The following is a 23,864-nucleotide window of genomic DNA, read 5'->3' as shown; positions in this document are numbered from 1 at the left end:
CCCGAAGGGAAAGCATTGCATCAGGAGAATCACAGGAAAACAGCAGCTAATCCTGCCGGTCACCCGTAAGTGATGGCAAAATCAGCCGCCGTTGAATCAATCAGCGACGCGGGTCGTTATCGTTTTGCGGGTAAGGTTTGCCATGGCCATTGTCCTTACCACGGTCATTGTTCTTACCACGGTCATTATCACGACCGCCGTTATCATGATGGTTGCCATTGTCATGGCGGTCGCCGTCGTTACGATTATCGCGTTCACCGTGGAACGGGTTACCGCCACGATGATCGTAACCCCGCGGCGGCGAGGATTGCCAGCGGCCACCATCCCAATACATACCCCGTTTGTTGCGTTCCCCCATACCTCGCCCCTGGTGCTCATGCCACCATTGCGGCGGACGCCAGTCATAACCATCCCAATAGTAACCCCGACGGTCCTGATCCCCCAGATGCACCGCCACGCCCGGCACGTTGATATCGATAGAGACATCCGCCTGCGCAGCCACCGGCAGCAACAGCGGTAAACACACCAGCAACAGGATCTTTTTCATTGTACGCTCCGACTTTATTTTCTTGCTGAGTGGGTTATATCAGTGTGCTTATTTTGCGCCTATCTCACCAACGCCTATTTTCGGATCGTTTTCATCTCCCTTACACATTCCATACTTTTTATTTTTTTGAATAAAACAGTCGCTAACAACCTTTAACGAATAGCTAAAAAACCGAATGCCGCACGCTATTTATAAGCACTGTAGTACTGAGCACGGCGCTAAGCGCCTGCTGCTTCGGGCCTCACGGTGGGGGTCATCGTGGCGGTAGCGGACCGGGGCACGACTACAATCACTATTAATCTCCAGGGGCTTCGGTCCCTGATTTATTCCCACCCCATCATAATATAAAATAAATATAAGAATAATCCGCAAGCAATATATTATTTAAGCATGAAGAGATGGCGTCAATTTTATTAGGTAGACGTATTTATTTTCTATGGTCTAAGAATAAACCGAAAATTTCCGCTAAAAAGAAAAAGGCCGCAAAAGCGGCCTTTTTGGTTTCACGCAACTTACTCTTTCGGGCTTGCGTTCTCTACCCGACTTTTCAGTTTTTGCCCTGGACGGAAAGTGACCACGCGACGCGCCGTAATCGGAATGTCTTCGCCGGTCTTCGGGTTACGCCCCGGACGTTGGTTCTTGTCACGCAAATCAAAATTGCCAAAACCTGACAGTTTAACCTGCTCACCGTTTTCAAGAGCACGACGAACCTCTTCGAAAAACAGTTCTACCAGGTCTTTGGCATCCCGTTTGCTAAGCCCAAGCTTTTCAAACAGGTGTTCTGACATTTCAGCTTTAGTAAGCGCCATAGGTTCAATCCCTCAAGGATGCTTGGAATCGCTGTTTTAGAGCCTCTACACATTTTGCAACGGTAACGGCTATCTCCTCTTCTTCCAGTGTACGAGCGGTATCCTGCAATACCAGACTGATAGCCAGGCTCTTATAACCCTCTGCCACGCCCTTGCCACGGTACACATCAAACAAGTTTACGCCAACTACCTGATTTGCGCCAACTTTCTTACACTCTGCCAAAATATCTTCTGCGGGGACGTTTTCAGCCACCACAACGGCAATATCACGGCGGTTTGCCGGGAAGCGAGAAATCTCCCGCGCCTGAGGTACGGCGCGGCTTGCGACCTTGTCCCACTCCAGTTCAAACACCACTGTGCGGCCGTTAAGATCCAGTTTACGTTCAAGTTCCGGATGAACCACACCGATGAAACCTACACGTTCACCCTGGAAATAAATCGCTGCGCTCTGCCCTGGGTGCAGGGCCGGATTAGCCTCTGCCTTGAACTGAATTTCGGATAATTTACCGGTCAGCTCCAGGACAGACTCCAGATCCCCTTTTAAATCATAGAAGTCGACTGGCTTACGCGCCAGATCCCAATGTTCTTCATGCGTATGGCCCGCAATCACCCCTGCCAGCATGACGTCCTGACGGATACCCAGATTTGCCGCAGTATCAGGGACAAAGCGCAGGCCGCTTTCAAACAGGCGCAGACGCGTCTGCTGGCGATTCTGGTTATAAACCACCGCGGACAACAAGCCAGTCCACAGCGACAAACGCATGGCGGACATCTCTACCGAGATTGGGCTTGGCAGGATCAGAACTTCTTCGCCCGGGTGCAGCAAGGCCTGTACTTTAGGATCAACGAAGCTGTAGGTGATCGCTTCCTGGTAACCGTGATCGACCAGCATGGTCTTCACGCGTTTCAGTGTCAGATCTGCTTCGCGATGCTTGGTCATGATCAGGTCAGCGCGGACCGGCACGTCAGGAATGTTGTTGTAGCCGTAAACACGCGCCACTTCTTCCACCAGGTCTTCTTCGATTTCCATATCGAAACGCCAGCTCGGCGCAACCGCCAGCCAGTTATCGCCCTGCTCGGTCACCTGGCAACCCAGACGACGCAAAATGTCACTGACCTGCTCGCTTGGCACCACATGGCCAATCAGGCGATCGAGCTTTTCACGACGTAAGGTAATGGTAGCGCGCTTCGGCAATTCACTTTCGGTGGTCACATCGATAACCGGGCCGGCCTGGCCGCCACAGATATCAATCAACAGGCGAGTCGCACGCTCCATCGCTTTGTACTGCAACGCCGGATCAACACCGCGCTCGTAACGATGGGAAGCATCAGTGTGCAGACCCTGACGGCGTGCGCGGCCGGTAATGGCCAGCGGGTTGAAGAACGCACATTCCAGCAGCACGTCCTGAGTTGATTCATTCACCCCTGAGTGTTCACCACCGAAGATGCCGCCCATCGCCAGAGCTTTCTGGTGATCGGCAATCACTAAGGTATCGGCATTCAGTTTGGCTTCGGTACCGTCCAGCAACGTCAGAGGCTCCCCAACGTTGGCCATACGCACCACGATACCGCCTTCGATGCGGCTCAGATCGAAGGCATGCATTGGCTGCCCCAGTTCCAACAGCACGTAGTTGGTAACGTCCACCACCGCATCTATAGAACGAATGCCGCAGCGACGCAGCTTCTCACGCATCCACAACGGGCTGGCGGCCTTGACGTCGATACCTTTTACTACGCGGCCAAGGTAACGCGGACACGCCTGTGGCGCATCTACGCGGATCGGCAGCGTATCGTTAATGGTGGCAGCAACCGGGCTCATGTCCGGTTCGGTCAGGGCAACCTGGTTCAGCACCCCAACGTCACGCGCCACGCCAATAATGCCCAGGCAATCGGCGCGGTTCGGCGTTACGCTGATTTCGATCGCGTTGTCATCCAGCTTCAGATATTCACGGATATCGGTGCCAATCGGTGCGTCTTCCGGCAACTCAATGATACCGTCGTGATCGTCAGTAATACCCAGCTCGGAGAACGAGCACAGCATCCCTTCCGAAGGCTCACCGCGCAGTTTGGCGGCTTTGATTTTGAAATCGCCCGGCAGCACCGCGCCCACGGTAGCAACGGCCACTTTCAGACCTGTACGGCAGTTTGGTGCACCACAGACGATATCCAGTAAGCGATCGCCGCCCACGTTGATCTTGGTCACACGTAGTTTGTCGGCGTTCGGATGCTGACCGCACTCAACCACATGGCCCACGACGACGCCATTAAAGGCACCGGCTACCGGCTCCACGCCGTCCACTTCCAGGCCGGCCATGGTAATTTGATCGGATAATGCTTCGCTGCTGATGGCCGGGTTTACCCACTCGCGCAACCAGAGTTCACTGAATTTCATGTAATATTCCCGCCTTACTTAAACTGTTTGAGGAAGCGCAGATCGTTTTCGAAGAACGCACGCAGGTCGGTAACGCCGTAACGCAGCATCGTCAGACGCTCCATACCCATACCGAAAGCGAAGCCGGAGTAAACTTCCGGATCGATACCCACGTTGCGCAGCACGTTCGGGTGAACCATGCCGCAGCCCAGAACTTCCAGCCACTTGCCGTTTTTGCCCATCACATCCACTTCAGCGGATGGTTCGGTAAACGGGAAATAAGAAGGACGGAAACGAACCTGCAAATCTTCTTCAAAGAAGTTATTCAGGAAATCATGCAGCGTGCCCTTCAGGTTGGTGAAGCTGATGTCCTTGTCGACAATCAGGCCTTCCATCTGATGGAACATCGGAGTATGCGTCTGATCGTAGTCATTACGGTAAACACGACCCGGCGCAATAATGCGGATTGGCGGCTGCTGCTCCTTCATAGTGCGGATCTGCACGCCAGAAGTTTGGGTGCGCAGTAAACGCGTAGCATCGAACCAGAAGGTATCGTGATCGGCACGCGCCGGGTGGTGACCCGGAATATTCAGCGCGTCGAAGTTATGATAGTCGTCTTCAATCTCAGGTCCGGTCTCTACGGAGAAGCCCAGTTCGCCGAAGAAGGCTTCAATTCGGTCGATGGTGCGGGTTACCGGATGCAGCCCACCGTTTTCCATACGACGGCCCGGCAAAGAAACGTCGATGGTTTCTGCCGCCAGACGCTCATTCAACGCAGCAGATTCCAGCGCATTCTTACGCGCGTTCAGCGCTTCCTGTACCGCCTGCTTTGCCTGGTTGATCACCGCTCCGGCCGCCGGGCGATCTTCTGCCGGCACGTCACGCAGCGATTGCATCTGTAAGGTAAAATGGCCTTTCTTGCCTAAATATTCGACGCGTACCAAATCTAACGCGGCAACATCCTGGGCATCTTCTACGGCTGCCTTGGCATTGGCAACCAGCTCTGCGAGATGTGGCATTGCTTTCCTCTTCCTCTGGCCGATATGGCTCTAAGTAATTGTTATCTATTATTCGAACACGCCTTTGGCTCAACTCCAAAGCATTTTAAGTTATAGCCCGGCGATGACTGGAGATGGCCAAAAACAAAAAAGCCTCCACAGGGGAGGCTTAGGCGCTACTTTTCGTTTCTTCTCTTACGCGCGAAGCCTCCTGAAATCAGGCGCTAAAGTAAAAAAAGAAACGAAAAACAACAGAGTTCATGATTGCGTTACCTTGTCGATGATTGCCCACCAGCGATACGGCGGCGGTCAATAAAAGCCAGTATTTGTAGCTGAAAAACAAAGATTAAAGAGGGAGCAAGCCCCCTCTTTAATAACTGACTTACGCCAGTGCTGCTTTCGCTTTCTCGACCAGTGCGCCAAAGGCCACTTTGTCGAAGACTGCGATGTCAGCCAGGATCTTACGGTCAATTTCAATAGAAGCTTTTTTCAAGCCGTTAATGAATTTGCTGTAAGACAGGCCGTTCACACGAGCAGCTGCGTTGATACGTGCAATCCACAGCTGACGGAACTGACGCTTACGTTGACGACGGTCACGGTAAGCATACTGACCTGCTTTGATTACTGCCTGGAAGGCAACACGATAAACGCGCGAACGGGCACCGTAGTAACCTTTCGCTTGTTTTAAAATTTTCTTGTGACGTGCGCGTGCAATTACACCACGTTTTACGCGAGCCATATGCTCTCTCCTAAAGTCTTATTCTAGATTCAAAAAAAATGGCTTATGCGTACGGCAGGCACGCAACAACCAGGACCATATCGTTTTTAGACACCATGCCTTTCGGACGCAGGTGACGTTTACGCTTGGTTGCTTTTTTGGTCAGAATATGACGCAGGTTAGCATGCTTACGCTTAAAACCACCGCTGCCGGTTTTTTTGAAGCGTTTGGCTGCACCACGTACAGTTTTAATCTTTGGCATTTTAATTAAATCCACTTCGCATTGTTAAACAACGAATCAGTTAGGCGAATAAAACCCACACAACGCAAGCGCTGCGTGAGTTTTATTACTTGGAGGCCTTACTGCCTCTTCTTCGGTGCGAGCACCATGATCATCTGACGGCCTTCGATCCTCGTAGGGAAGGATTCGACAATGGCCAAATCAGAATCTTCACACAGGTCTTTACGGACGCGGTTAAGCACTTCCATGCCGATCTGTTGGTGCGCCATCTCACGCCCACGGAAACGCAGGGTGATTTTGGCTTTATCGCCATCTTCAAGAAAGCGAATCAGGTTGCGTAGTTTTACCTGATAGTCGCCATCATCGGTACCAGGACGGAATTTGATTTCCTTGACCTGAATAACTTTTTGCTTCTTCTTCTGTTCTTTTGTCGACTTGCTCTTCTCGTAGAGGAATTTGCCGTAATCCATGATTCGACAAACTGGCGGTTCGGCATTTGGGCTGATTTCTACTAAATCAACGCCCGCTTCCTCAGCTTTTTCAAGAGCTTCATTCAGACTGACAATACCAATCTGCTCGCCATCGACGCCGGTTAGGCGAACTTCTTGCGCGCGAATTTCTCTGTTAATGCGATTAGGACGCGCCGGTTGAACTCGTTTTCCGCCTTTAATACTTTATTCCTCCAGTTGATGAAGACTACGGCTGCGAATCTCTTTTAGCAGCTTGTCTACGACTTCATTTACGTCCAGGCTTCCCAGGTCTTTGCCACGGCGGGTACGAACGGCAACTTTGCCTGATTCGACCTCTTTATCACCGCACACCAACATGTAAGGAACCCGTCGTAAAGTATGTTCGCGAATTTTAAAGCCAATCTTCTCATTTCTCAAGTCCGCTTTAACGCGAATACCTGCGTCCTGCAATTTTTTGGTCAATTGCTGGACATAATCAGACTGGCTGTCGGTGATATTCATCACCACCACCTGTACCGGAGCAATCCAGGTTGGGTAGAACCCTGCGTATTCTTCGGTAAGGATACCGATGAAACGCTCCATGGAGCCCAAAATAGCACGGTGAATCATTACCGGGACCACGCGATCGTTGTTTTCGCCAACATACGATGCGCCTAAACGGCCCGGTAAGAAGAAATCGAGCTGCACGGTACCACATTGCCATGCACGATCCAAACAATCATGCAGAGTAAATTCAATTTTTGGTCCGTAGAAGGCACCCTCACCCGGCTGATATTCAAACGGAATCCCGTTTTCAGTCAGCGCAGCGGCCAGATCCTCTTCCGCACGGGTCCACATCTCGTCAGTACCAATGCGCTTCTCAGGACGGGTAGAAAGTTTTACCGCAATCTTGTCGAAGCCAAAGGTGCCGTACACATCATAGACCATTCTGATGCATTCGTTCACTTCGGCACGCACCTGCTCTTCAGTACAGAAGATATGGGCGTCATCCTGGGTGAAACCACGCACGCGCATCAGGCCATGCAGAGAACCCGAAGGCTCGTTACGATGGCAACTGCCGAATTCGCCCATACGCAGCGGCAAATCGCGGTAAGACTTCAGGCCCTGATTGAAGATCTGCACGTGACCCGGGCAGTTCATCGGCTTGATGCAATACTCGCGGTTTTCCGACGAGGTGGTGAACATGGCGTCTTTATAGTTTTCCCAGTGGCCGGTTTTTTCCCACAGCACACGGTCCATCATAAATGGCCCTTTCACTTCCTGATACTGGTATTCCTTGAGCTTCATGCGCACAAAGGCTTCCAGCTCGCGGAAAATAGTCCAGCCATCGTTGTGCCAGAACACCATGCCCGGCGCTTCTTCCTGCATATGGTACAGGTCGAGCTGCTTGCCGATCTTGCGGTGGTCACGCTTGGCGGCTTCTTCCAGACGCTGCAGGTAGGCATTCAGCTGTTTCTTGTCTGCCCAGGCAGTACCGTAGATGCGTTGCAGCATTTTATTTTTGCTGTCGCCACGCCAGTAAGCGCCCGAAGTTTTCTGCAGTTTGAAATGATGACAGAAACGCATGTTCGGCACGTGCGGCCCACGGCACATGTCGACATATTCTTCATGGTGATACAGGCCAGGACGGTCGTCATGGCTGATGTTCTCATCCAGAATCGCCACTTTGTAGTCTTCACCACGCGCAGCAAAGGTATCGCGAGCTTCTTGCCAGCTAACCTTTTTCTTGATGACGTCATAATCTTTGTCGGCCAACTCATGCATCCGCTTTTCCAGCAGATCCAGGTCTTCCTGTGTCAGGGTACGGTCAATATCAACGTCATAATAGAAACCATTGTCGATCACTGGACCGATCGCCATTTTGGTGTCTGGCCACAGTTGTTTGATCGCATGACCCAGCAGGTGCGCACAGGAGTGGCGCATGATTTCCAGGCCTTCGGCGTCCTTGATGGTGATGATCGCCAGTTGCGCATCTGATTCGATCAGATCGCCGGCATCAACCAGTTCACCGTTTACACGGCCGGCAATACAGGCTTTCGCCAGGCCAGGGCCGATATCGCGGGCAACATCCAAAGGGGAAACAGGGTGATCGAAATGACGCTGACTTCCGTCAGGAAGAGTAATAACAGGCATTAATAATTCCTTATCTACAGTGGTGACCCACACGACAGATCACATGCAGTACGAAAATTGGGTTGGGATTTAGTCAGTTAGGTTTCAGATCTCGCCCACAATTGCCAGATTGATACCTAACCTGGTACACAGAATGGAAAGCATACCTTCACAGCCAAATTGGCTAAGTGGATACTATCACTAAAATTGTTCCGGATAAATAAACTGCAATTCAGATCCAGTCAGCGAATTGCCACATTACGCGACGATAAATAGCCTTTCAGGTAACTCAGGGTGGCAATCAGGCACAGGGAATACCCCAGGACTTCACAGCCCTCTTCTACCATATTCTTCACCACCCGGTTGTAACCATCGAGCATCAATGTCTGCCACAGTAAACTTATGCCGAACAGCCGTGAAAACACCAAGATACACAGCAGGCCGGCACACATCATGCCGTAGCTCGGGTGCGTCACAAAATGCGCCAGCCCCTGCAATGTGGCCGCGATATGACGTGATGCATACCCCAAACAAATCAGTGCAACCGCCACAGCAAACCAGATCCAGGAGCCATGCCAAAGCATATCAAAGGCAAAATCCATCTCTCGAATCAGCATGCACAGAAAGAACCCACCGATCAACATCCATGCTGGCCGATAAACAGCATCCCTGTATGCCACAATGAAAAAACAGGATGCTATGGCGGCAAGAATCAACTCCTGAGCTATTTCAGTTAACGAGGTTTCATAAACAAAATTATGCAACCAATGCACGTCGATAAAAATCAGGCCCACCAAGCCAGCCAGTAGCAGGCTGCAAAGCAGAAAGTGGCTTGCTTTTCCCAGTAAAATTTGCAGATTATGTTTCATAGTCACTCTCGTTATTATTTAAAGCGCGCCTATGGTATTCGTCTGTACCTGGGGATCGTGGCAATTAATGCGAAATGGAAGCAACTCGGGGCCAATTCGCGGTGAAAGGGCCATAAAAAACAAAAACAACCTGCAAAATACCCTATAACAGTGCCGTAAATCACCGTGCCGGAACACGATAAAAAGAGCGTCGAGGTATTTCCCACTGGCAAATCAGCTATGGCGTACATCATCCGCTCCCGCTATTCTGATGCCACTAACGGCAGAGTTGAGACAGCATCCCGCATCATGAATCGGTTATTGAAGTTACTCGTTGGCGTCTGCATCGTGCTGGTGGCTATTTTTGCATTGTTACACCTGGGGGCAGACCGCCATCCAAGAGCCATTGCGGTAAACGAACCGCCCATCGAGTGTGAATATACGCAGGAGATAACCAGCGATTGTGTGAATGACGATGATGCCAACACTGACGTGCTGCCCGAGCTGACCCCCTCCAGCACTCAGGGATAATGAGCTGCAAATACCATTCCTCTATATTTACAGCTCGCATCCCTGGCGTTGCCGCTGAGCGTGCGGCAAGCTAGGGTATGACTTTATGCTGCGTCACAACATTCACTGAAAACAGGAAGTCTGACCCATGACGAGTATTCTGCAGTTATTCCAGGCCATTGGGCTGGGTTTGGTGCTACTGCTGCCCCTGGCCAACCCACTCACCACGGTCGCGCTGTTGCTCGGTCTTTCGGGCAATATGACGCGCGAAGAGCGCAACCAGCAATCGCTGATGGCATCGGTCTATGTGTTCTTTATCATGACGGTGGCGTTCTATGCCGGCCAGTTGGTCATGAACACCTTTGGCATCTCTATTCCCGGTTTGCGGATCGCCGGCGGGCTGATTGTGGCGTTTATTGGCTTTCGCATGCTGTTCCCGCAGCAAAGTGCGGACGAAGCTCCAGAGGTTGAGAGCAAAAGCAAAGAGCTGCGCAAAAAAACCTCGGCCAATATCGCCTTTGTGCCACTGGCGATGCCCAGCACCGCCGGTCCGGGTACCATTGCGATGATCATCAGCTCGGCATCGAGCGTCAAAGAGAACACCCTGGGATTTGCACACTGGGTGCTGCTGGTTGCGCCAGTGGCCATCTTCCTGTCGGTAGCCCTGATTTTATGGGCTTGCCTGCGCAGCTCTGGCGCCATTATGAGGCTGGTGGGTCAAAGTGGCATTGAGGCGATCTCACGCCTGATGGGTTTCCTGCTGGTGTGTATGGGCGTGCAATTTATTATCAACGGCATATTGGAGATCATCTCCACCTATACCCCAGCCGTTGCCTGACCCATGAATACGGGCGCGACATGCGCCCGCTTCACTTACTTACCTGTTGGCGCCTGCGCGCCTAAAATGCCCTTGCCTTCCGGCACTTCGGTAAAACGACTGAGGATCTCGCTGTAGGTTTTCGCCGGATCCAAATCCTTGAACTGGTTCGGATAGATAAACTTCGCCAAATACTCCAGCCCAACGATATTGTACGGGTGGTTATAGAAATTGTGATAGATGCCGTAGAAGCGGCCGTCTTTCACCGCCGAAAGCTGGGCAAAGCCTGGGCGCTGTTTCATCCGGTTAAATGCAGCATCCACCTGCTGTTGCGTCACACCATAGCCAAAAGGCACCGCGGCGTTGGTTTTACTGGCCCACTGGGAACCGGAGACAATATACGCATCCGGCTTCATGCTGATCACTTTCTCAAGCGATACGTCGCCGGTCGCGCCCGGTAGCAGTGCAGAACCCACGTTGCGTGCGCCTACCGCTTCAATCATCCCACCCCAGCCGACGTGTGCATGGGTGAAACAGCAGGATTCCAGCCCGTTCAGGCCGGCTTTGGCTTCAATAAACACCAGCGGCTTGGGTTCTACCGTTTTGGTTTTATCGAGGATGCTCTGATAGTGCTGCTGATAAAAGTCCGTGTACTGTTTCGCTTCACTTTCACGGTTTAGCGTTTCCCCCAGCAAGGTAATGCTTTTCGGGGTGTTCTCCACCGGTTTCAGCATGGTATCGATAAACAACACCGGGATATTCAGCGTTTGCAGCTTGTCGAGTACGCCAGTCTGGCTCAGAGAAGGTTTAGAGCGTAGCTGCGCCACCATCAGGTCAGGGTGTTTGGCGATAACGCTCTCCAGGTTAATCTCGCCCTTGTCGCTAAACCCCATATCGATAACGTTTTTGGCTGCTGGCCACTTGCTTTGCAGAATTTTCCAGGTTTCACCATCGCTCTTCTTCAGCAGGTTGTTCCACGCCACCAGCCGGGTAAAGGGATCGGCACGGTCAAGCAAGGCCAACGTCAGAATATCGCGCCCATCCTGCACCACAATGCGTTTCGGCTCTTGTTTAATCGTCAGGGTTTGACCAGAGGTATCGGTCAGGGTGAGCGGATAAGTGGTCGCCATCACCTGTGTAGAAAAGGCGCAGGCGAAAGCCAGCAAGGTTATTCGACGGTACACGTAACACTCCTTAGCGTGGGAAATTAATCCAGAAATAATAATGAGAATTGCTCCCATTATCAAAGAGAACGCCGGGCGTGTTTTCGGTTAATTGAAAAGAGATGTGAACAGCAACAAGGTGGTGCGCCGGAACCGGCGCACCAGTCAGGTTAAATCAGGCCGTAAATCAGCGCCGACAGCGCAATCAGCCCCATCACCAGCACAAATACATTGCTCAGCGCGCGGTAACGACGCATGGCGGATACCCTACGCACCGCATACATCGGCAAAATAAACAGGATTGCCGCGATCAGCGGGCCGCTGATGGTTTCAATAATATGCAACGCACTCGGGTTCCAGACCGTCGCCGCCCAGGTCAGCAGGAACAGCAACACGGCAGAAATACGATGTGTAATACGTGAGCTTAGCGGTTTACCGACCGCGCGCGTCAGGCCGTCAATCAGGCTGGTCGCTCCTTCGGTCACCCCCAGTGAGGTGCCCAGATAGGACTTGGCCATTGCCAGCATCGCCATCATCGGCCCCAAATAAGCGATCAACGGGTTGGAAAATTTGTTCGCCAGCGTGGTCAGCACGGTAATGTTTTGATCTTTCGCCTGCTGCATATCCTCGTGGGACAGGCTCAGCACGCAGCTGAAGACAAAGAACAATACGGTGACGCAGATCAGCACGTAGCTGTAGCGCATAATTCGCGCGCAGCGGCGTTCAGCTAGTTCGCCATACAGGCTCTTTTGGGTCGAAGCGAAGGACGAAATAATAGGCGCATGGCTAAAGGAAAACACCATCACCGGCACCGCCAGCCACAACGAATGCCACAGGTCCGGGCTACTGAACTGAGTGTTGGCCAGGCCACTGACGAAATTGGCGGTTTGCCAGGTCGGCATCAGGTACAGCGAAATACCCATCAAAAATACCAGTAATGGAAATACCAGCATGCCCATCGCCGAAACAATGGCGTCTTTACCGCGCAGCAGCACCAGGTTCAGCACCACTACCACCGCCAGGCTCAGCCAGATACGCGGTAGCGGCGTCAGGTGAAACTGATGAGTCAGGAAACTGTCCAGCGCGTTGGTGATCGAAATGCTGTACACCAGCACGATCGGGAAGAACGCCATCAGGTACAGCACCATGATGATTTTACCGGCCAGCACGCCAAAGTGCTCAACCACCACATCATGGATATTGCCGTCACGGCTGGAGCCGGAAAGCACAAAGCGGCTCAGTGCGCGATGCGGTAAATAAGTCAGAGGGAAGGCAAACACGGCCATCAGCAACAGCACCAGTGGGCCGTTTAAGCCGGCATTGATCGGCAGAAACAACGTACCTGCCCCCACCGCAGTGGCGTAGAGACCAAACATCCAGACGGTGTCCGTCTTGTTCCATTTGCCCGGCTGGGCGGAAGCCAGCGTGCCTGAATCGGGAGAAATCGTACTCATAGGAAAGCTTACCTTAATCTGCAGCGACAACGATTGCGCCTAACGGGATATCCTTCTCCGCGAATTTTTAATAATAATCAGTTATTTAACTCAGAATTTCATTCTTATGCCTGGTAAAAGGACGGCAAAGGATAATTAAAAACGTTGCCCAGGTCTATCTTTCACTGGTTGAGTGGCTGTTTCGCGAACAATAATCGCTGTGAAAATCGGCTGAGAAGCACAAAAAACCAGGGCCTCGAATGAGGCCCTGGGAGGATGACTTACTTGTTGGCGTCTGGATGTTCCGGCACCGCGGCGCTGCCCATGTCCTTCTGGTCTTTACGCACGCTGGCCACGTCTGACGCGCTGACCGGCTTGGCGCTGTTACCCCAGCTTGAGCGAATGAAGTTAACCACTTCCGCTACCTGCTGGTCGTTCAGGCGCCAGCCAAACGGTGGCATGGTGAGGTTGGATACCGCTCCCTTCACCGCCGGCGTGGTGTTACCGGTCAGCACGATGTGGATCAACGAGGTTGCATCTTCGGTCTGTACCACCGGGTTGCCCTTCAGCGCCGGGAAGGCACGCTTGTAGCCCACGCCATCGGTACGGTGGCAGGCAGCACAGTTATCGACGTACAACGCCGCTCCGGGCTTGCTGTCGTCACCGCGCCACAGATCCTTGGCTACGCTGTCTTCTACCGGTGCGGCCTGTTGTTTGCCGTCTTTCGGCGGCAGCGTTTTCAGGTAGCGCGAAATTGCCGTCAGATCCTCATCGCTGAGATACTGCAGGCTATGCTCAACCACGTCGCTCATGCCGCCAAACACGATGGACTTATCGTTACGCCCGGTTTTCAGGAACTCGGTCAGTTCGGCTTCGCTCCAGGTTCCCAGCCCATCCTTGTTGTCACCGCGCAGGCTGGATGCCACCCAACCGTCGATCGGCGCATTGCTGCCGGACAGGTAGTTGTCGCCGTCGTTATTGCTCAGCGCTTTTTCCTGCATGGTAATGCTACGTGGCGTATGGCAGGCACCGCAGTGGCCCAACCCTTCCACCAGATAGCGACCCCGTTCAATCACCGGATCGGCCTTGGTGTCCGCCACAAAGTCCGCCGGTGATGGCGCAAACATGCCGCGCCAGATGCTCAGCGGCCAGCGCATTGACAGCGGCCAGGGGATGTCGGAATCCTTGTTGGCCTGCTCTACCGCCGGTACGCCGTGCATGAAGTAGGCATACATGGCACGCATGTCGTCCTCTTTCACCAGCGCAAACGACGGATACGGCATCGCCGGGTACAGGGTGCTGCCGTTTTTGGCAACGCCCTTGCGTACCGCGTTGTCGAAGTCTTCGAAGCTGTAATCACCGATGCCGGTTTTCTTGTCCGGTGAGATATTGGTGGAGTAAATGGTGCCGATCGGCGTTTCCATCGCCAGACCACCGGCAAACTCTTTACCGCTTTTGCCGTTGGTGTGGCAAGCCACGCAGTCACCGGCACGCGCCAGATACTCGCCGCGTTTGATCAACTCGCTGCTGACCGTGGCGTCCTGCGCCCAGACGGAAAAACTCAGTGCACTGAGAACCAGTGCGGGAACAAATGCTTTCATCAGTCGCCGTCCTTATGCCTGCACCAAAGGGCCTGGGTTTTTCAGATACTGCTCGCGAATAGCGCGTGCAGACCAGTAAGCCAACGCGGCCACGGTGCCGGTCGGGTTGTAACCCAGCCCCTGCGGGAAGGCCGACGCGCCGATCGAGAACACGTTATGCACGTCCCAGCTCTGCAAATAGCGGTTCACCGCACTGGTGTTCGGATCTTCGCCCATCACCGCACCGCCGTTCATATGGGTGGTTTGGTAGCTGGTGGTATCGAAATGGCTGTCGGCATTTTTTGGGCTGCCGGAGATCAGTTTCGGGTTCATGGCCTTGGCGATCGGCGCCATTTTCTCGTACATAAATTGCGACATCTTGACGTCGTTTTCCTGCCAGTCGAACGTCATGCGCAGCAGCGGCTGGCCGAACACGTTCTTGTAGGTAGGATCGAGATCCAGATAGTTACTGCGATAAGACTGGTGCGCGCCGTGGGCATCCATCGAGACATGATGGGTATAGGCATCGGCCACCGCCGCTTTCCACTTACTGCCCCAGGTCGGGGTGCCCGGAGGGGTTGGCAAGCCGGAGATCGGTTTGGTGCCCGCCTGGTTGACCCAGAACGGCGAACCGCCAACAAAGCCTGCCTCGGCATGGTCAAAGTTGTCGGCGTTGAAGTCGTCCACACCCACACCGTTACCACCGGCGCCGATGAACGGGTTAGTGAACACGTCCTTGTCGAAGAACGCCTTGATGGTGGTCATGTTCTGATAGGCGAAGTTACGCCCTACCACCCCTTCGCCGGTCACCGGATCGTAAGGTTTACCGATGCCGGACAGCAGCATCAGGTGGACGTTGTGGAACTGGAACGCGCCCAGGATCACCAGTTCGGCCGGCTGTTCAACTTCACGGCCCTGTGCATCAATGTAATTCACACCGGTCGCACGAGACTTGTCGGCGGTCAGGTTCACCTTCAACACGTTGGCGTTGGTGCGCAGCTCGAAGCGTTTCTCCATGCGCAATGCCGGCAGAATATTGACGTTCGGCGAGGCTTTGGAATACATATAGCAGGCGTAACCGCTACAGAAACCGCAGAAGTTGCACGGCCCCATCTGCGCGCCATACGGGTTGGTATAGGAGTCTGAAGTGTTGGCGGAAGGCAGGTTATAAGGATGGTAGCCCACGTCTCGCGCGGCTTTCTCGAACATTTGCGCAGAGAAAGTATTCTTCTGCGCCGGCAACGGGAAGTCATCGGAACGGTCACCGGCAAACGGGTTACCGCCCTTTTGGCCCACTTTCTGGCCTTTGATGGTCCAGGCGGTGCCGGAAGTGCCGAACACTTTCTCCGCTTTGTCGAAGAACGGCTCCAACTCGGCGTAGCTGACGCCGAAATCCTGAATGGTCATGTCTTTCGGGATAAAACTCTTGCCGTAACGTTCTTCGTAGTGACTGCGCATGCGCAATTCAATCGGATCGACCCGGAAATGCACGCCAGACCAGTGCAGGCCTGCGCCACCCACGCCGGTACCCGGCAAGAACGCCGCCAACTGACGGTAAGGCACCGCCGTCTGGCTGGTATTATGACGAATGGTCACGGTGCTTTTTGACAAATCCTGGAACAGCTTGCGGCGAATGTTATAGGTCAGTTCGTCGATCACCTGCGGGTAAGAACCGTCTGGATAGGTATCGCGCATCGGGCCGCGCTCCAGCGCCACCACGTTGAGCCCGGCCTCGGTCAGTTCTTTGGCCATAATGGCGCCCACCCAGCCGAAGCCGACGATCACCGCGTCTACTTTTTTCATTACCGTTGCCATTGTTACCCCCTCTCCCCGCGAATTGATACCGGGGGTAAGGGATAACGTTCCCCTCGCTCAACCCAGTCCATAAAGTCGGCGCGTGCGCCCGGAAAATTAATCAGCTTCCAGCCGACCATGTCTTTATTACCGCCATGGATCGGGTCGCTGAAGAAACCTTCGCGGGTGTTTTGCAGCAGGTAGGAGAAGAACAGCTTGGCAGGCAACTGCGCGAATTCCGCTTCGCCGGACTCAAATTTCTGCAACAGCGCGTCCTGCTGTGCGGCGTCCAGCTCGGCAAAAGGTTTACCGGCGGTTTTCTTGCAGTAGGCATCGGCATCGGCGATACCCAGGTTGTAGATCTGTTTCGGTACCAGCGGCAGTTGGTAACCCATTTCCTTCGGGACATCCGGGTTAAACGGCCCCTGCATATACCAGATGGACCCGGTCGCGTACGGAGTATTCATCTGCCGATCGATAAACTCCGGCACGCCGGCTTCCAGCGCGCCTGGGCCACGATCGTCGGCCGGGATCAGGCGTGCCACAGCCGCTTTGACGAAGGCCCACTCTTCCGGGGTAAAGAAGGTAGGCTGGTAGTCGCTTGGTTTTGGGGTGTCTGTTGCCGCGACCGCCGGTATTGAGGCTGTCAGCGCGCTAACGCCACTGCCGCCAATCACCGCTGCGGGGATTAAAGTCATCGATTTCAACAGGAAATCGCGCCGTGAATTGTTAGTTTTATCGTCCGACATATCACATTCCATCCAAAGATAATCACAACTATTTAACCTCAACCTTGCGGTCGATGCGGGTTTTAAACATAAATTGTTACTTATTTGTATATTTATTGAAGCCCACAATGTGACCAAATGCCACGATGTTACCGGTAACTTATTGAATGAACGTAAAGATTTGCGGGTTAATGTAAAATTAACTATTCGTGCGGTTTTTTAGGTAACAGGATGGGAAATAACGAAAAATGAGAAGTGCATCGCGATTTCACCTCGCGCCAATAAAAAAACCGGCCCCATTAAGAGGCCGGTTTAGCAAAGAAATCTGAACTAGGGTGACATTGCCTGGTAGGCGGTGGTCACCTTCCATAAATAGCGCGGCGCCTGCGGGGCCGGATGCTTTTTCTGGATATGCTGATAGAACTCATCCGGGCTCATCTGATTGATACGATTCACCGCTACGCGCTTGTCCGATGAGAAGGTCCGTAGCATGGCGCCCGCTCCATTCACATAAGAAACAATGGTGGCGTAACGTAACGTCTGTGGATCGTTGATCCCGGCTAGCTGCTGGCTTTGAAGAATATTGATATAGGCCGTTCCCAGATCAATATTAACCGCCGGATCCTTCAACTCACGCGAGCTTGGCTGCCCGCTTCTTCCTTTCAGACGATAGGCGTCACGCCCGGCGGTTGAAGGTTTCAGCTGCATTAATCCCACTGCGTTTGAGGTGCTGACTGCATTCGGGTTAAACCCGGATTCCACCTGAATAATCGCTTTAATCAGCGTTTCGTCAACGCCATAGCTGTTAGCGGCCTGACGAATGTAATCGTTATAGGCTATCGGTGTCCCTGTACGGTTAACCGGAGCCTGCGGGGGGGTCTTTAACCAACCGCCACGCGATGTGCCACTGCCTGAAATATTGGTTGCTGTTTGCGGGTCTTTGGCACAACCCGACAAAAGCAAAATTGCCGTCAGGCAACCTATTTTTGTTTTCACAGAATCCCTCACTCCTTTCAATGAGTTGCGTAGCATATACAACTTGTAAGGACGCCTGTACGCTTTTTTTGGTCTAATCTCAAGCTACTCGTATACCAAGAGGTGATTTATGAGTCAATCTGCAACAACGTGTTTTGTGGTGACTTTTCGCTATCAGGAAGAAGGATTAGCTGATTTGGCCAAGCTGACAGGACAATTAACCCTTCAGGGATTTGTCACGTCGGTGGCAGACGAAAATGGCGTTCCGCACGAACTGGGCAGCAACAGTTTTGCGCTGATAACCCCACTGGATCAACAGGATGTCCAGCTACTGGCACAGAAGCTTGGGCAGGTCGCGTTGGGTAAGACTCCGGAGGTCGATATTGTCACCTACGACGATTACGCTAAGCGGTTACATACTGATACATAAAATGCTATAACTCACCGGGTGGTATTATTTTTTCCATTGAGTAAATAACCGGCAGTCGGCCGGCAGGTGACGCTTGACTTTGCTCTAGTTGATATTGATAATCATTTTCATTTGAGCCAGGAGATGTCACCATGTTTATGAAACAAAGCGCTTTTCCCCGCCTATCCATTATTAAGCCCTGCGGCTTTTTCCGCCCTGTCGCCCTGCTGTGCCTGTTACTGACTGCCGGCCTCGCCAGCCAGGCCGCATTGGCAGAAAAAAAACTGCGCGTGGTAACCACCTTTACCATTATTCAGGATATCGCCCAGAACGTGGCCGGTGACGCCGCCGTGGTAGAGTCGATCACCAAACCGGGCGCAGAAATCCATGATTACCAGCCGACGCCGCGCGATATCGTCAAGGCGCAGCATGCCGACCTGATCCTGTGGAACGGCATGAATCTGGAACGCTGGTTCCAGCGCTTCTTCGAGAACATCAAACAGGTGCCGGCTGCGGTCGTCACCGAAGGCATCACCCCACTGCCGATCCGCGAAGGGCCTTATAACGGTAACGCGAATCCTCACGCCTGGATGTCCGCCAGCAACGCGCTGGTGTATATCGAGAATATTCGTAAGGCGCTGGTGCAACACGACCCGGCCAATACCGAGACCTATAACCGCAATGCCAAGGCCTATGCCGCCAAAATTGCCGCGTTGGACGCACCGCTGCGCGAACGTCTGGCACGCATCCCGGCAGCCCAGCGTTGGTTGGTGACCAGTGAAGGTGCCTTCAGCTATCTGGCAAAAGACTATCAGTTGAAAGAAGTGTATCTGTGGCCAATCAACGCCGATGAGCAAGGCTCGCCGCAGCAGGTTCGCCGGGTGATCGACGCCGTGCGCGCCAACCACATCCCGGTGGTATTCAGCGAAAGCACCATTTCCGACAAACCTGCCAAACAGGTCGCCAAAGAGACCGGTGCAAAATACGGCGGCGTACTCTATGTCGATTCACTGTCTGCTCAGGGTGGCCCGGTGCCGACTTATATCGACCTGCTCAATGTCACCGTACAAACCATTGCCAAAGGATTTGATCAATGACCACCGAGGTTTTTGTCCGCCCTGAATTGAGCGTGGACGACGTTACCGTCACTTACAACAACGGCCATACCGCGATCCACAACGCCAGTTTCACCCTTAGTGGCGGTGCCATCTGCGCGCTGGTTGGCGTCAACGGCAGCGGTAAGTCAACCCTGTTCAAAAGCATTATGGGGCTGGTCAGGCCCACCAGCGGCCGCGTACAGCTCAACGAACAGCCGGTCGCGCAGGCGCTGAAGAAAAACGTGATTGCCTATGTCCCGCAAACCGAAGAGGTTGACTGGAATTTCCCGGTGTTGGTGGAAGATGTGGTGATGATGGGCCGCTACGGCAAGATGAACTTCCTGCGTATTCCTTCCAAGGAAGACCGGTTGCGGGTCGATAAGGCGCTGGAGCGCGTTGGCCTGAGCGAACTGCGCTCTCGCCAGATTGGTGAGCTTTCCGGCGGGCAGAAAAAACGCGTCTTTCTGGCGCGGGCGCTGGCTCAGCAAGGCACGGTGCTGCTGCTGGACGAGCCCTTTACCGGCGTCGACGTCAAAACCGAGAATGCCATTATCGACCTGTTGCGTGCGTTGCGCGATGAAGGCCACCTGATCCTGGTTTCCACCCATAACCTGGGCAGCGTACCGGAGTTTTGCGATCGGGTGATCCTGATTAACCGCACGGTGCTGGCCGCGGGGCCGACCGAAACCACCTTTACCCAGAGCAACCTGGAACAGGCCTTCGGCGGCGTACTGCGCCATATCAACCTGTCCGGCCCGGATCTGCACGACGACAACGATCCGCGCACCCTGACGGTGTTGACCGATGACGAGCGCCCGGCGGTGTTCTACGGCCATACCAAGAGTGACCCACCTGCGCAAAGCCAGCCAAAGGAGAAACAACCCTGATGCTGGAACTTCTGCTGCAACCCTTCAGTTACAACTACATGGTCAAGGCCATCTGGGTCAGCGCCATCGTCGGCGCCGCCTGTGCGTTCCTGTCGGCTTACCTGATGCTGAAAGGCTGGTCGCTGATGGGCGACGCGTTGTCGCACTCGGTGGTGCCTGGGGTCGCGGGTGCCTATGCGCTGGGCCTGCCCTACGCCGCGGGTGCCTTCTTTACCGGCATGCTGGCCGCGCTGGCGATGACGCTGGTGCGCCACGTCACTCGCCTGCGTGAAGACGCGATTATCGGCTTTATCTTTTCCACCTTCTTCGCCGTCGGCCTGCTGATCGTTTCGCTCAACCCAACCTCGGTTAACGTGCAGTCGATTATCTTCGGCAATATTCTCGGCATCGCCGACGAAGACGTGTTGCAGGTCGAGATTATCATCGGCGTATCGCTGCTGATCCTGTGCCTGGTGTGGAAAGATCTGCTGGCGGTGTTCTTTGACGAAAACCACGCGGTGTCGATCGGCCTGTCGCCGCTGCGGCTGAAGATCCTGTTTTTCACCCTGCTCAGCGCCTGCACCGTGGCGGCATTACAAACCGTCGGTGCGATTTTGGTGATCGCCATGGTCATCACGCCGGGGGCAACCGCCTATCTGCTGACCGACCGTTTCAGTCGGTTGGTGATCATTGCCATCGTGATCGGCGCATTGACCAGCAGCTTCGGGGCCTACCTGAGCTTCTTCCTCGACGGCGCGACCGGTGGGGTGATCGTGACCCTGCAGACGCTGGTGTTCCTGGCCGCCTTTTTCTTCGCTCCGAAACACGGCCTGCTGGCATCCAAACGCCGCGTAGCGCGTGAACAGACCGGAGGCCACTGATGGAAACTCTGTATCAACTGCTCAGCGAACCGTTCGCCTATCCGTTTATGCAACGGGCGATCCTGGCCGCTATCGTCACTGGCGTAGTCTGTGCGGTACTGTCCTGTTATCTGGTGCTCAAGGGCTGGTCGCTGATGGGCGATGCCATTTCGCATGCGGTGCTGCCCGGCATCGTGCTGGCGTTCGTGCTTGGTATTCCGGTGGTGATCGGCGCGTTTTTCTCCGGTATTTTCTGCGCGGTCGCCACCGGATACCTGAAAGAAAACAGCCGGGTGAAAGAGGATACGGTGATGGGCATCGTGTTCTCTGGCATGTTCGCCTTCGGGCTGGTGTTGTTTTCGCGCGTCGATACCGATCAGCATCTGAGCCACATTCTGTTCGGCAATATGCTGGGCATTACCGATGCCGAACTGAAACAGACGCTGTTGATGGCCGGTATTACCCTGTTGGTGGTGCTGCTAAAGCGCAAAGATCTGATGCTCTACTGTTTCGATCCCAACCATGCCAGGGTGATTGGCCTGCCGGTGAAGCTGTTGCACTACGGGTTACTGTGCCTGCTGGCGCTGACCATTGTCGCTTCGCTGCAGGCGGTGGGGGTGATTCTGGTGATTGCGATGCTGATAGCTCCAGGGATTATTGCCTTTATGCTGTGCCGCAGCTTCGATCGCATGTTGATGGTCGCCACGGTGGTTTCGGTGTTCTCCTGCGTGCTCGGCACCTTGATCAGCTTCCACATCGACGGCGCTACCGGCCCCTGCATTGTGATCGTTCAGGCGATTCTGTTTGTGGTCGCCCTGCTCTACAGCAAGTTCAGGCCGTTACAACGTCACGATAACGATTTGCTCAACGCCAAGTCCTGAAACAGGCGGCGGTGCCCAAGAGCACCGCCGCCTGATGTTACTGCTGCTGGTAGATATCCGGCCGGACAATGTGCCAGACAAAATCCTCACGATTCACCGCTTCATAACCCACTTTCTGATACAGCCACGGCGCAGTGCCGGTCACCAACATTATCCGCCGCAGCCGTTGCAGCACAGGGTGTTCCAACGTGCAATCCATCAGCCAACGCGCCAGCCCTTGCCCCTGGTAATCCGGCGAGACAAACACATCACACAGGTAGCCAAAAGTGGCGTAATCCGTAACCAGACGGGCAAAGCCAATCTGTTGTTGCTGATGATACAAACCAAAACACAGGCTGTTGTCGATGGACAACTGCACCGTCGCCAGCGAAATGCCACTCGCCCAGGTCGAGGTGGTCAAAAAAGCGTGGGTAAAGACGATATTTAATTCACTTTTATCACTGTTGATTCGGTATTCACCGCGTTGCCACTGCTGGTTTTGCTCCATTAATTTCTCATCTCATTGATAGTAAAAGACATCAATAAAAACCCCCCTTGTCTCAGCCGCAGCTGGCCTGATAAACATCGCCCTCCCGCCGGCAAGTTGCAACATGCGCCGTACTTAAATTAATCAATAGCGTATATACTTTGAGCAAACGCGGGTGGCGAGAAAATCGCCAATTGTTGGTGCCAGCTGTGCGCCAGGTCGTGTTTTCTTCAGGCTAAAGACGCTAACCTAATGAATTCGCAGGCAACACAGAGGGGGTGTACCATGTGGCAAGCCGTTAGCCGTCTGTTAAGTGAACATCTTGGCAGCGCAGAAATCCGCGAAAGAACCGAACTGCCCGGGGGCGATATTCACCCGGCATGGCGTGTGAATTACGGCGAGCACCAGGTGTTTGTCAAATGCGATGCCCGGGAACTGTTGCCGATCTTTACCGCCGAGGCCGACCAGTTGGAGTTACTTGCCCGCAGTAAAACGGTGCGGGTGCCGCAGGTGTACGGCGTCGGCAGCGATCGCGACTACAGCTTCCTGCTGCTGGAATACCAACCCCTGAAACCCTTTGATGCCCACGGCGCCTACTGTCTTGGCCAACAACTGGCTCATCTGCACCAATGGAGCGAACAGCCGCAGTTCGGCCTCGACTTCGACAACGATTTGTCCACCACTCCGCAACCCAACGCCTGGCAGCGCCGCTGGTCTGAATTTTTTGCCGAGCAGCGCATTGGCTGGCAGTTGCAGATGGCGGCAGAGAAAGGCATGACCTTCGGGGATATTGATGAGATTGTTGACGCGGTGTATCTGCGCCTGCAGCACCATCAGCCGCAGCCTTCACTGCTGCATGGCGATTTATGGCCGGCCAACTGCGCTTTAACCGCCAACGGCCCCTTGCTGTTTGATCCGGCCTGCTATTGGGGAGACAGAGAGTGTGATTTGGCGATGCTGCCACTGTATCCGGAGTTGCCGCCGCAGATTTATGACGGCTACCAGAGCGTCTGGCCTTTGGAGAATGGATTTATCGAACGTCAGCCGCTGTATCAGCTGTATTACCTACTCAACCGCAGCAATCTGTTTGGTGGCCAGCATCTGGTCAAGGCCCAGCGCGCGGTAGAAGCCCTGCTGCATTCCTAACCGCAATAAAATCGAGGCGCTGAAC

At 53.8% G+C, this 23,864-nt stretch carries 24 protein-coding genes and 1 other annotated feature; of the genes, 8 read left to right on the top strand and 16 right to left on the bottom strand.

Annotated features, from left to right (window positions below; all coding sequences use genetic code 11):
- Positions 1-100: 100 nt before the first annotated feature.
- From SERS4_RS0111740 to SERS4_RS0111700, 9 genes are all read right to left on the bottom strand, one after another.
- Entirely contained in the window at positions 101-547 is a 447-nt protein-coding gene (locus SERS4_RS0111740; protein ID WP_017892630.1) for a DUF2502 domain-containing protein, read from the bottom strand.
- Positions 548-1,059: 512 nt separating this feature from the next.
- Positions 1,060-1,356, bottom strand: coding sequence for an integration host factor subunit alpha (gene ihfA, locus SERS4_RS0111735; protein WP_004943604.1), 297 nt, complete (start codon positions 1,354-1,356; stop codon positions 1,060-1,062).
- A gap of 4 nt (positions 1,357-1,360) precedes the next feature.
- Positions 1,361-3,748, bottom strand: a complete 2,388-nt coding sequence (gene pheT, locus SERS4_RS0111730) for a phenylalanine--tRNA ligase subunit beta (protein ID WP_012144882.1) — start codon at positions 3,746-3,748, stop codon at positions 1,361-1,363.
- A 14-nt stretch (positions 3,749-3,762) separates the two neighbouring features.
- Complete coding sequence (gene pheS / locus SERS4_RS0111725; RefSeq protein ID WP_012144881.1) at positions 3,763-4,746, bottom strand: phenylalanine--tRNA ligase subunit alpha; 984 nt, start codon at positions 4,744-4,746, stop codon at positions 3,763-3,765.
- 122 nt (positions 4,747-4,868) lie between these two features.
- Positions 4,869-4,991: a sequence feature (Phe leader region), on the bottom strand.
- A gap of 116 nt (positions 4,992-5,107) precedes the next feature.
- A complete protein-coding gene (gene rplT, locus SERS4_RS0111720; RefSeq protein ID WP_004943595.1) occupies positions 5,108-5,464 on the bottom strand; it encodes a 50S ribosomal protein L20 in 357 nt (118 codons plus the stop codon).
- Positions 5,465-5,507: 43 nt separating this feature from the next.
- Entirely contained in the window at positions 5,508-5,705 is a 198-nt protein-coding gene (gene rpmI, locus SERS4_RS0111715) for a 50S ribosomal protein L35 (protein WP_004943591.1), read from the bottom strand.
- 98 nt (positions 5,706-5,803) lie between these two features.
- Positions 5,804-6,355, bottom strand: coding sequence for a translation initiation factor IF-3 (gene infC / locus SERS4_RS26300; protein ID WP_013812633.1), 552 nt, complete (start codon positions 6,353-6,355; stop codon positions 5,804-5,806).
- 3 nt (positions 6,356-6,358) lie between these two features.
- A complete protein-coding gene (thrS, locus tag SERS4_RS0111705; RefSeq protein ID WP_026142347.1) occupies positions 6,359-8,287 on the bottom strand; it encodes a threonine--tRNA ligase in 1,929 nt (642 codons plus the stop codon).
- Between the two features lie 221 nt (positions 8,288-8,508).
- Complete coding sequence (locus tag SERS4_RS0111700) at positions 8,509-9,135, bottom strand: hypothetical protein (RefSeq protein ID WP_017892628.1); 627 nt, start codon at positions 9,133-9,135, stop codon at positions 8,509-8,511.
- Positions 9,136-9,354: 219 nt separating this feature from the next.
- Between SERS4_RS0111700 and SERS4_RS0111695 the strand changes: the two genes are divergently transcribed.
- Positions 9,355-9,645: a hypothetical protein gene (locus SERS4_RS0111695; protein WP_017892627.1), complete on the top strand. Its 291-nt coding sequence runs from the start codon at positions 9,355-9,357 to the stop codon at positions 9,643-9,645.
- Positions 9,646-9,772: 127 nt separating this feature from the next.
- Positions 9,773-10,462 carry a MarC family NAAT transporter gene (locus SERS4_RS0111690; RefSeq protein WP_012144877.1) on the top strand — a complete coding sequence of 230 codons (690 nt, stop codon included), beginning with the start codon at positions 9,773-9,775 and terminating at the stop codon, positions 10,460-10,462.
- Positions 10,463-10,497: 35 nt separating this feature from the next.
- On the opposite strand, the gene SERS4_RS0111685 is transcribed toward SERS4_RS0111690, so the two are convergent.
- The 6 genes from SERS4_RS0111685 to SERS4_RS0111660 form a co-directional block, all read right to left on the bottom strand.
- Positions 10,498-11,625, bottom strand: a complete 1,128-nt coding sequence (locus SERS4_RS0111685) for an ABC transporter substrate-binding protein (RefSeq protein ID WP_026142345.1) — start codon at positions 11,623-11,625, stop codon at positions 10,498-10,500.
- Positions 11,626-11,774: 149 nt separating this feature from the next.
- Positions 11,775-13,058 (bottom strand): septum site-determining protein, encoded by a 1,284-nt coding sequence (locus SERS4_RS0111680; protein WP_017892625.1) that lies wholly within the window; start codon positions 13,056-13,058, stop codon positions 11,775-11,777.
- Between the two features lie 260 nt (positions 13,059-13,318).
- Complete coding sequence (locus SERS4_RS0111675) at positions 13,319-14,638, bottom strand: cytochrome c (protein WP_012144874.1); 1,320 nt, start codon at positions 14,636-14,638, stop codon at positions 13,319-13,321.
- Between the two features lie 12 nt (positions 14,639-14,650).
- The gene (locus SERS4_RS0111670; protein ID WP_026142344.1) at positions 14,651-16,432 is read right to left on the bottom strand and encodes a GMC family oxidoreductase; all 1,782 of its coding nucleotides are present in this window, start codon (positions 16,430-16,432) and stop codon (positions 14,651-14,653) included.
- Positions 16,433-16,434: 2 nt separating this feature from the next.
- Positions 16,435-17,160, bottom strand: a complete 726-nt coding sequence (locus SERS4_RS0111665) for a gluconate 2-dehydrogenase subunit 3 family protein (RefSeq protein WP_017892623.1) — start codon at positions 17,158-17,160, stop codon at positions 16,435-16,437.
- 309 nt (positions 17,161-17,469) lie between these two features.
- A complete protein-coding gene (locus SERS4_RS0111660) occupies positions 17,470-18,135 on the bottom strand; it encodes a transglycosylase SLT domain-containing protein (RefSeq protein WP_017892622.1) in 666 nt (221 codons plus the stop codon).
- Between the two features lie 109 nt (positions 18,136-18,244).
- On the opposite strand from SERS4_RS0111660, the gene ghoS reads away from it, so the two are divergent.
- The 5 genes from ghoS (at position 18,245) to SERS4_RS0111635 (ending at position 22,227) form a co-directional block, all read left to right on the top strand.
- Complete coding sequence (ghoS, locus tag SERS4_RS0111655; protein WP_012144870.1) at positions 18,245-18,544, top strand: type V toxin-antitoxin system endoribonuclease antitoxin GhoS; 300 nt, start codon at positions 18,245-18,247, stop codon at positions 18,542-18,544.
- Positions 18,545-18,675: 131 nt separating this feature from the next.
- Positions 18,676-19,620: a metal ABC transporter substrate-binding protein gene (locus SERS4_RS0111650; RefSeq protein WP_017892621.1), complete on the top strand. Its 945-nt coding sequence runs from the start codon at positions 18,676-18,678 to the stop codon at positions 19,618-19,620.
- On the top strand, positions 19,617-20,507 hold the full coding sequence (locus SERS4_RS0111645) for a manganese/iron ABC transporter ATP-binding protein (RefSeq protein ID WP_017892620.1): 891 nt from the start codon (positions 19,617-19,619) through the stop codon (positions 20,505-20,507). Before SERS4_RS0111650 ends, SERS4_RS0111645 begins: the two co-directional genes overlap by 4 nt.
- On the top strand, positions 20,507-21,367 hold the full coding sequence (gene yfeC, locus SERS4_RS0111640) for an iron/manganese ABC transporter permease subunit YfeC (RefSeq protein ID WP_012144867.1): 861 nt from the start codon (positions 20,507-20,509) through the stop codon (positions 21,365-21,367). The genes SERS4_RS0111645 and yfeC overlap by 1 nt, the downstream gene beginning before the upstream one ends.
- The gene (locus SERS4_RS0111635; RefSeq protein ID WP_012144866.1) at positions 21,367-22,227 is read left to right on the top strand and encodes a metal ABC transporter permease; all 861 of its coding nucleotides are present in this window, start codon (positions 21,367-21,369) and stop codon (positions 22,225-22,227) included. The genes yfeC and SERS4_RS0111635 overlap by 1 nt, the downstream gene beginning before the upstream one ends.
- 37 nt (positions 22,228-22,264) lie before the next feature.
- Here SERS4_RS0111635 and SERS4_RS0111630 read toward each other — a convergent pair whose 3' ends face one another.
- Entirely contained in the window at positions 22,265-22,714 is a 450-nt protein-coding gene (locus SERS4_RS0111630; protein WP_012144865.1) for a GNAT family N-acetyltransferase, read from the bottom strand.
- Positions 22,715-22,978: 264 nt separating this feature from the next.
- Between SERS4_RS0111630 and SERS4_RS0111625 the strand changes: the two genes are divergently transcribed.
- Entirely contained in the window at positions 22,979-23,839 is an 861-nt protein-coding gene (locus SERS4_RS0111625) for a fructosamine kinase family protein (protein WP_017892619.1), read from the top strand.
- The last annotated feature ends 25 nt before the right edge of the window (positions 23,840-23,864 follow it).

It is taken from the genome of Serratia sp. S4, from assembly GCF_000347995.1.
Classification (GTDB): Bacteria; Pseudomonadota; Gammaproteobacteria; order Enterobacterales; family Enterobacteriaceae; genus Serratia; species Serratia quinivorans.
Note: the sequence above shows the minus strand (reverse complement) of the source record. Positions and strands in the feature narration are given on the sequence as shown.

Bases quoted from the DNA above. Each gene is read 5' to 3' on its own strand.
- SERS4_RS0111625 (WP_017892619.1), top strand. From the start codon at position 22,979: ATGTGGCAAGCCGTTAGCCGTCTGTTAAGTGAACATCTTGGCAGCGCA.
- yfeC (WP_012144867.1), top strand. From the start codon at position 20,507: ATGCTGGAACTTCTGCTGCAACCCTTCAGTTACAACTACATGGTCAAG.
- SERS4_RS0111690 (WP_012144877.1), top strand. From the start codon at position 9,773: ATGACGAGTATTCTGCAGTTATTCCAGGCCATTGGGCTGGGTTTGGTG.
- SERS4_RS0111740 (WP_017892630.1), bottom strand. From the start codon at position 547: ATGAAAAAGATCCTGTTGCTGGTGTGTTTACCGCTGTTGCTGCCGGTG.
- ghoS (WP_012144870.1), top strand. From the start codon at position 18,245: ATGAGTCAATCTGCAACAACGTGTTTTGTGGTGACTTTTCGCTATCAG.
- SERS4_RS0111695 (WP_017892627.1), top strand. From the start codon at position 9,355: ATGGCGTACATCATCCGCTCCCGCTATTCTGATGCCACTAACGGCAGA.
- SERS4_RS0111630 (WP_012144865.1), bottom strand. From the start codon at position 22,714: ATGGAGCAAAACCAGCAGTGGCAACGCGGTGAATACCGAATCAACAGT.
- SERS4_RS0111650 (WP_017892621.1), top strand. From the start codon at position 18,676: ATGTTTATGAAACAAAGCGCTTTTCCCCGCCTATCCATTATTAAGCCC.
- SERS4_RS0111670 (WP_026142344.1), bottom strand. From the start codon at position 16,432: ATGGCAACGGTAATGAAAAAAGTAGACGCGGTGATCGTCGGCTTCGGC.
- SERS4_RS0111700 (WP_017892628.1), bottom strand. From the start codon at position 9,135: ATGAAACATAATCTGCAAATTTTACTGGGAAAAGCAAGCCACTTTCTG.
- pheS (WP_012144881.1), bottom strand. From the start codon at position 4,746: ATGCCACATCTCGCAGAGCTGGTTGCCAATGCCAAGGCAGCCGTAGAA.
- SERS4_RS0111680 (WP_017892625.1), bottom strand. From the start codon at position 13,058: ATGAGTACGATTTCTCCCGATTCAGGCACGCTGGCTTCCGCCCAGCCG.
- SERS4_RS0111665 (WP_017892623.1), bottom strand. From the start codon at position 17,160: ATGTCGGACGATAAAACTAACAATTCACGGCGCGATTTCCTGTTGAAA.
- SERS4_RS0111675 (WP_012144874.1), bottom strand. From the start codon at position 14,638: ATGAAAGCATTTGTTCCCGCACTGGTTCTCAGTGCACTGAGTTTTTCC.
- thrS (WP_026142347.1), bottom strand. From the start codon at position 8,287: ATGCCTGTTATTACTCTTCCTGACGGAAGTCAGCGTCATTTCGATCAC.
- rplT (WP_004943595.1), bottom strand. From the start codon at position 5,464: ATGGCTCGCGTAAAACGTGGTGTAATTGCACGCGCACGTCACAAGAAA.
- SERS4_RS0111645 (WP_017892620.1), top strand. From the start codon at position 19,617: ATGACCACCGAGGTTTTTGTCCGCCCTGAATTGAGCGTGGACGACGTT.
- ihfA (WP_004943604.1), bottom strand. From the start codon at position 1,356: ATGGCGCTTACTAAAGCTGAAATGTCAGAACACCTGTTTGAAAAGCTT.
- pheT (WP_012144882.1), bottom strand. From the start codon at position 3,748: ATGAAATTCAGTGAACTCTGGTTGCGCGAGTGGGTAAACCCGGCCATC.
- SERS4_RS0111635 (WP_012144866.1), top strand. From the start codon at position 21,367: ATGGAAACTCTGTATCAACTGCTCAGCGAACCGTTCGCCTATCCGTTT.
- rpmI (WP_004943591.1), bottom strand. From the start codon at position 5,705: ATGCCAAAGATTAAAACTGTACGTGGTGCAGCCAAACGCTTCAAAAAA.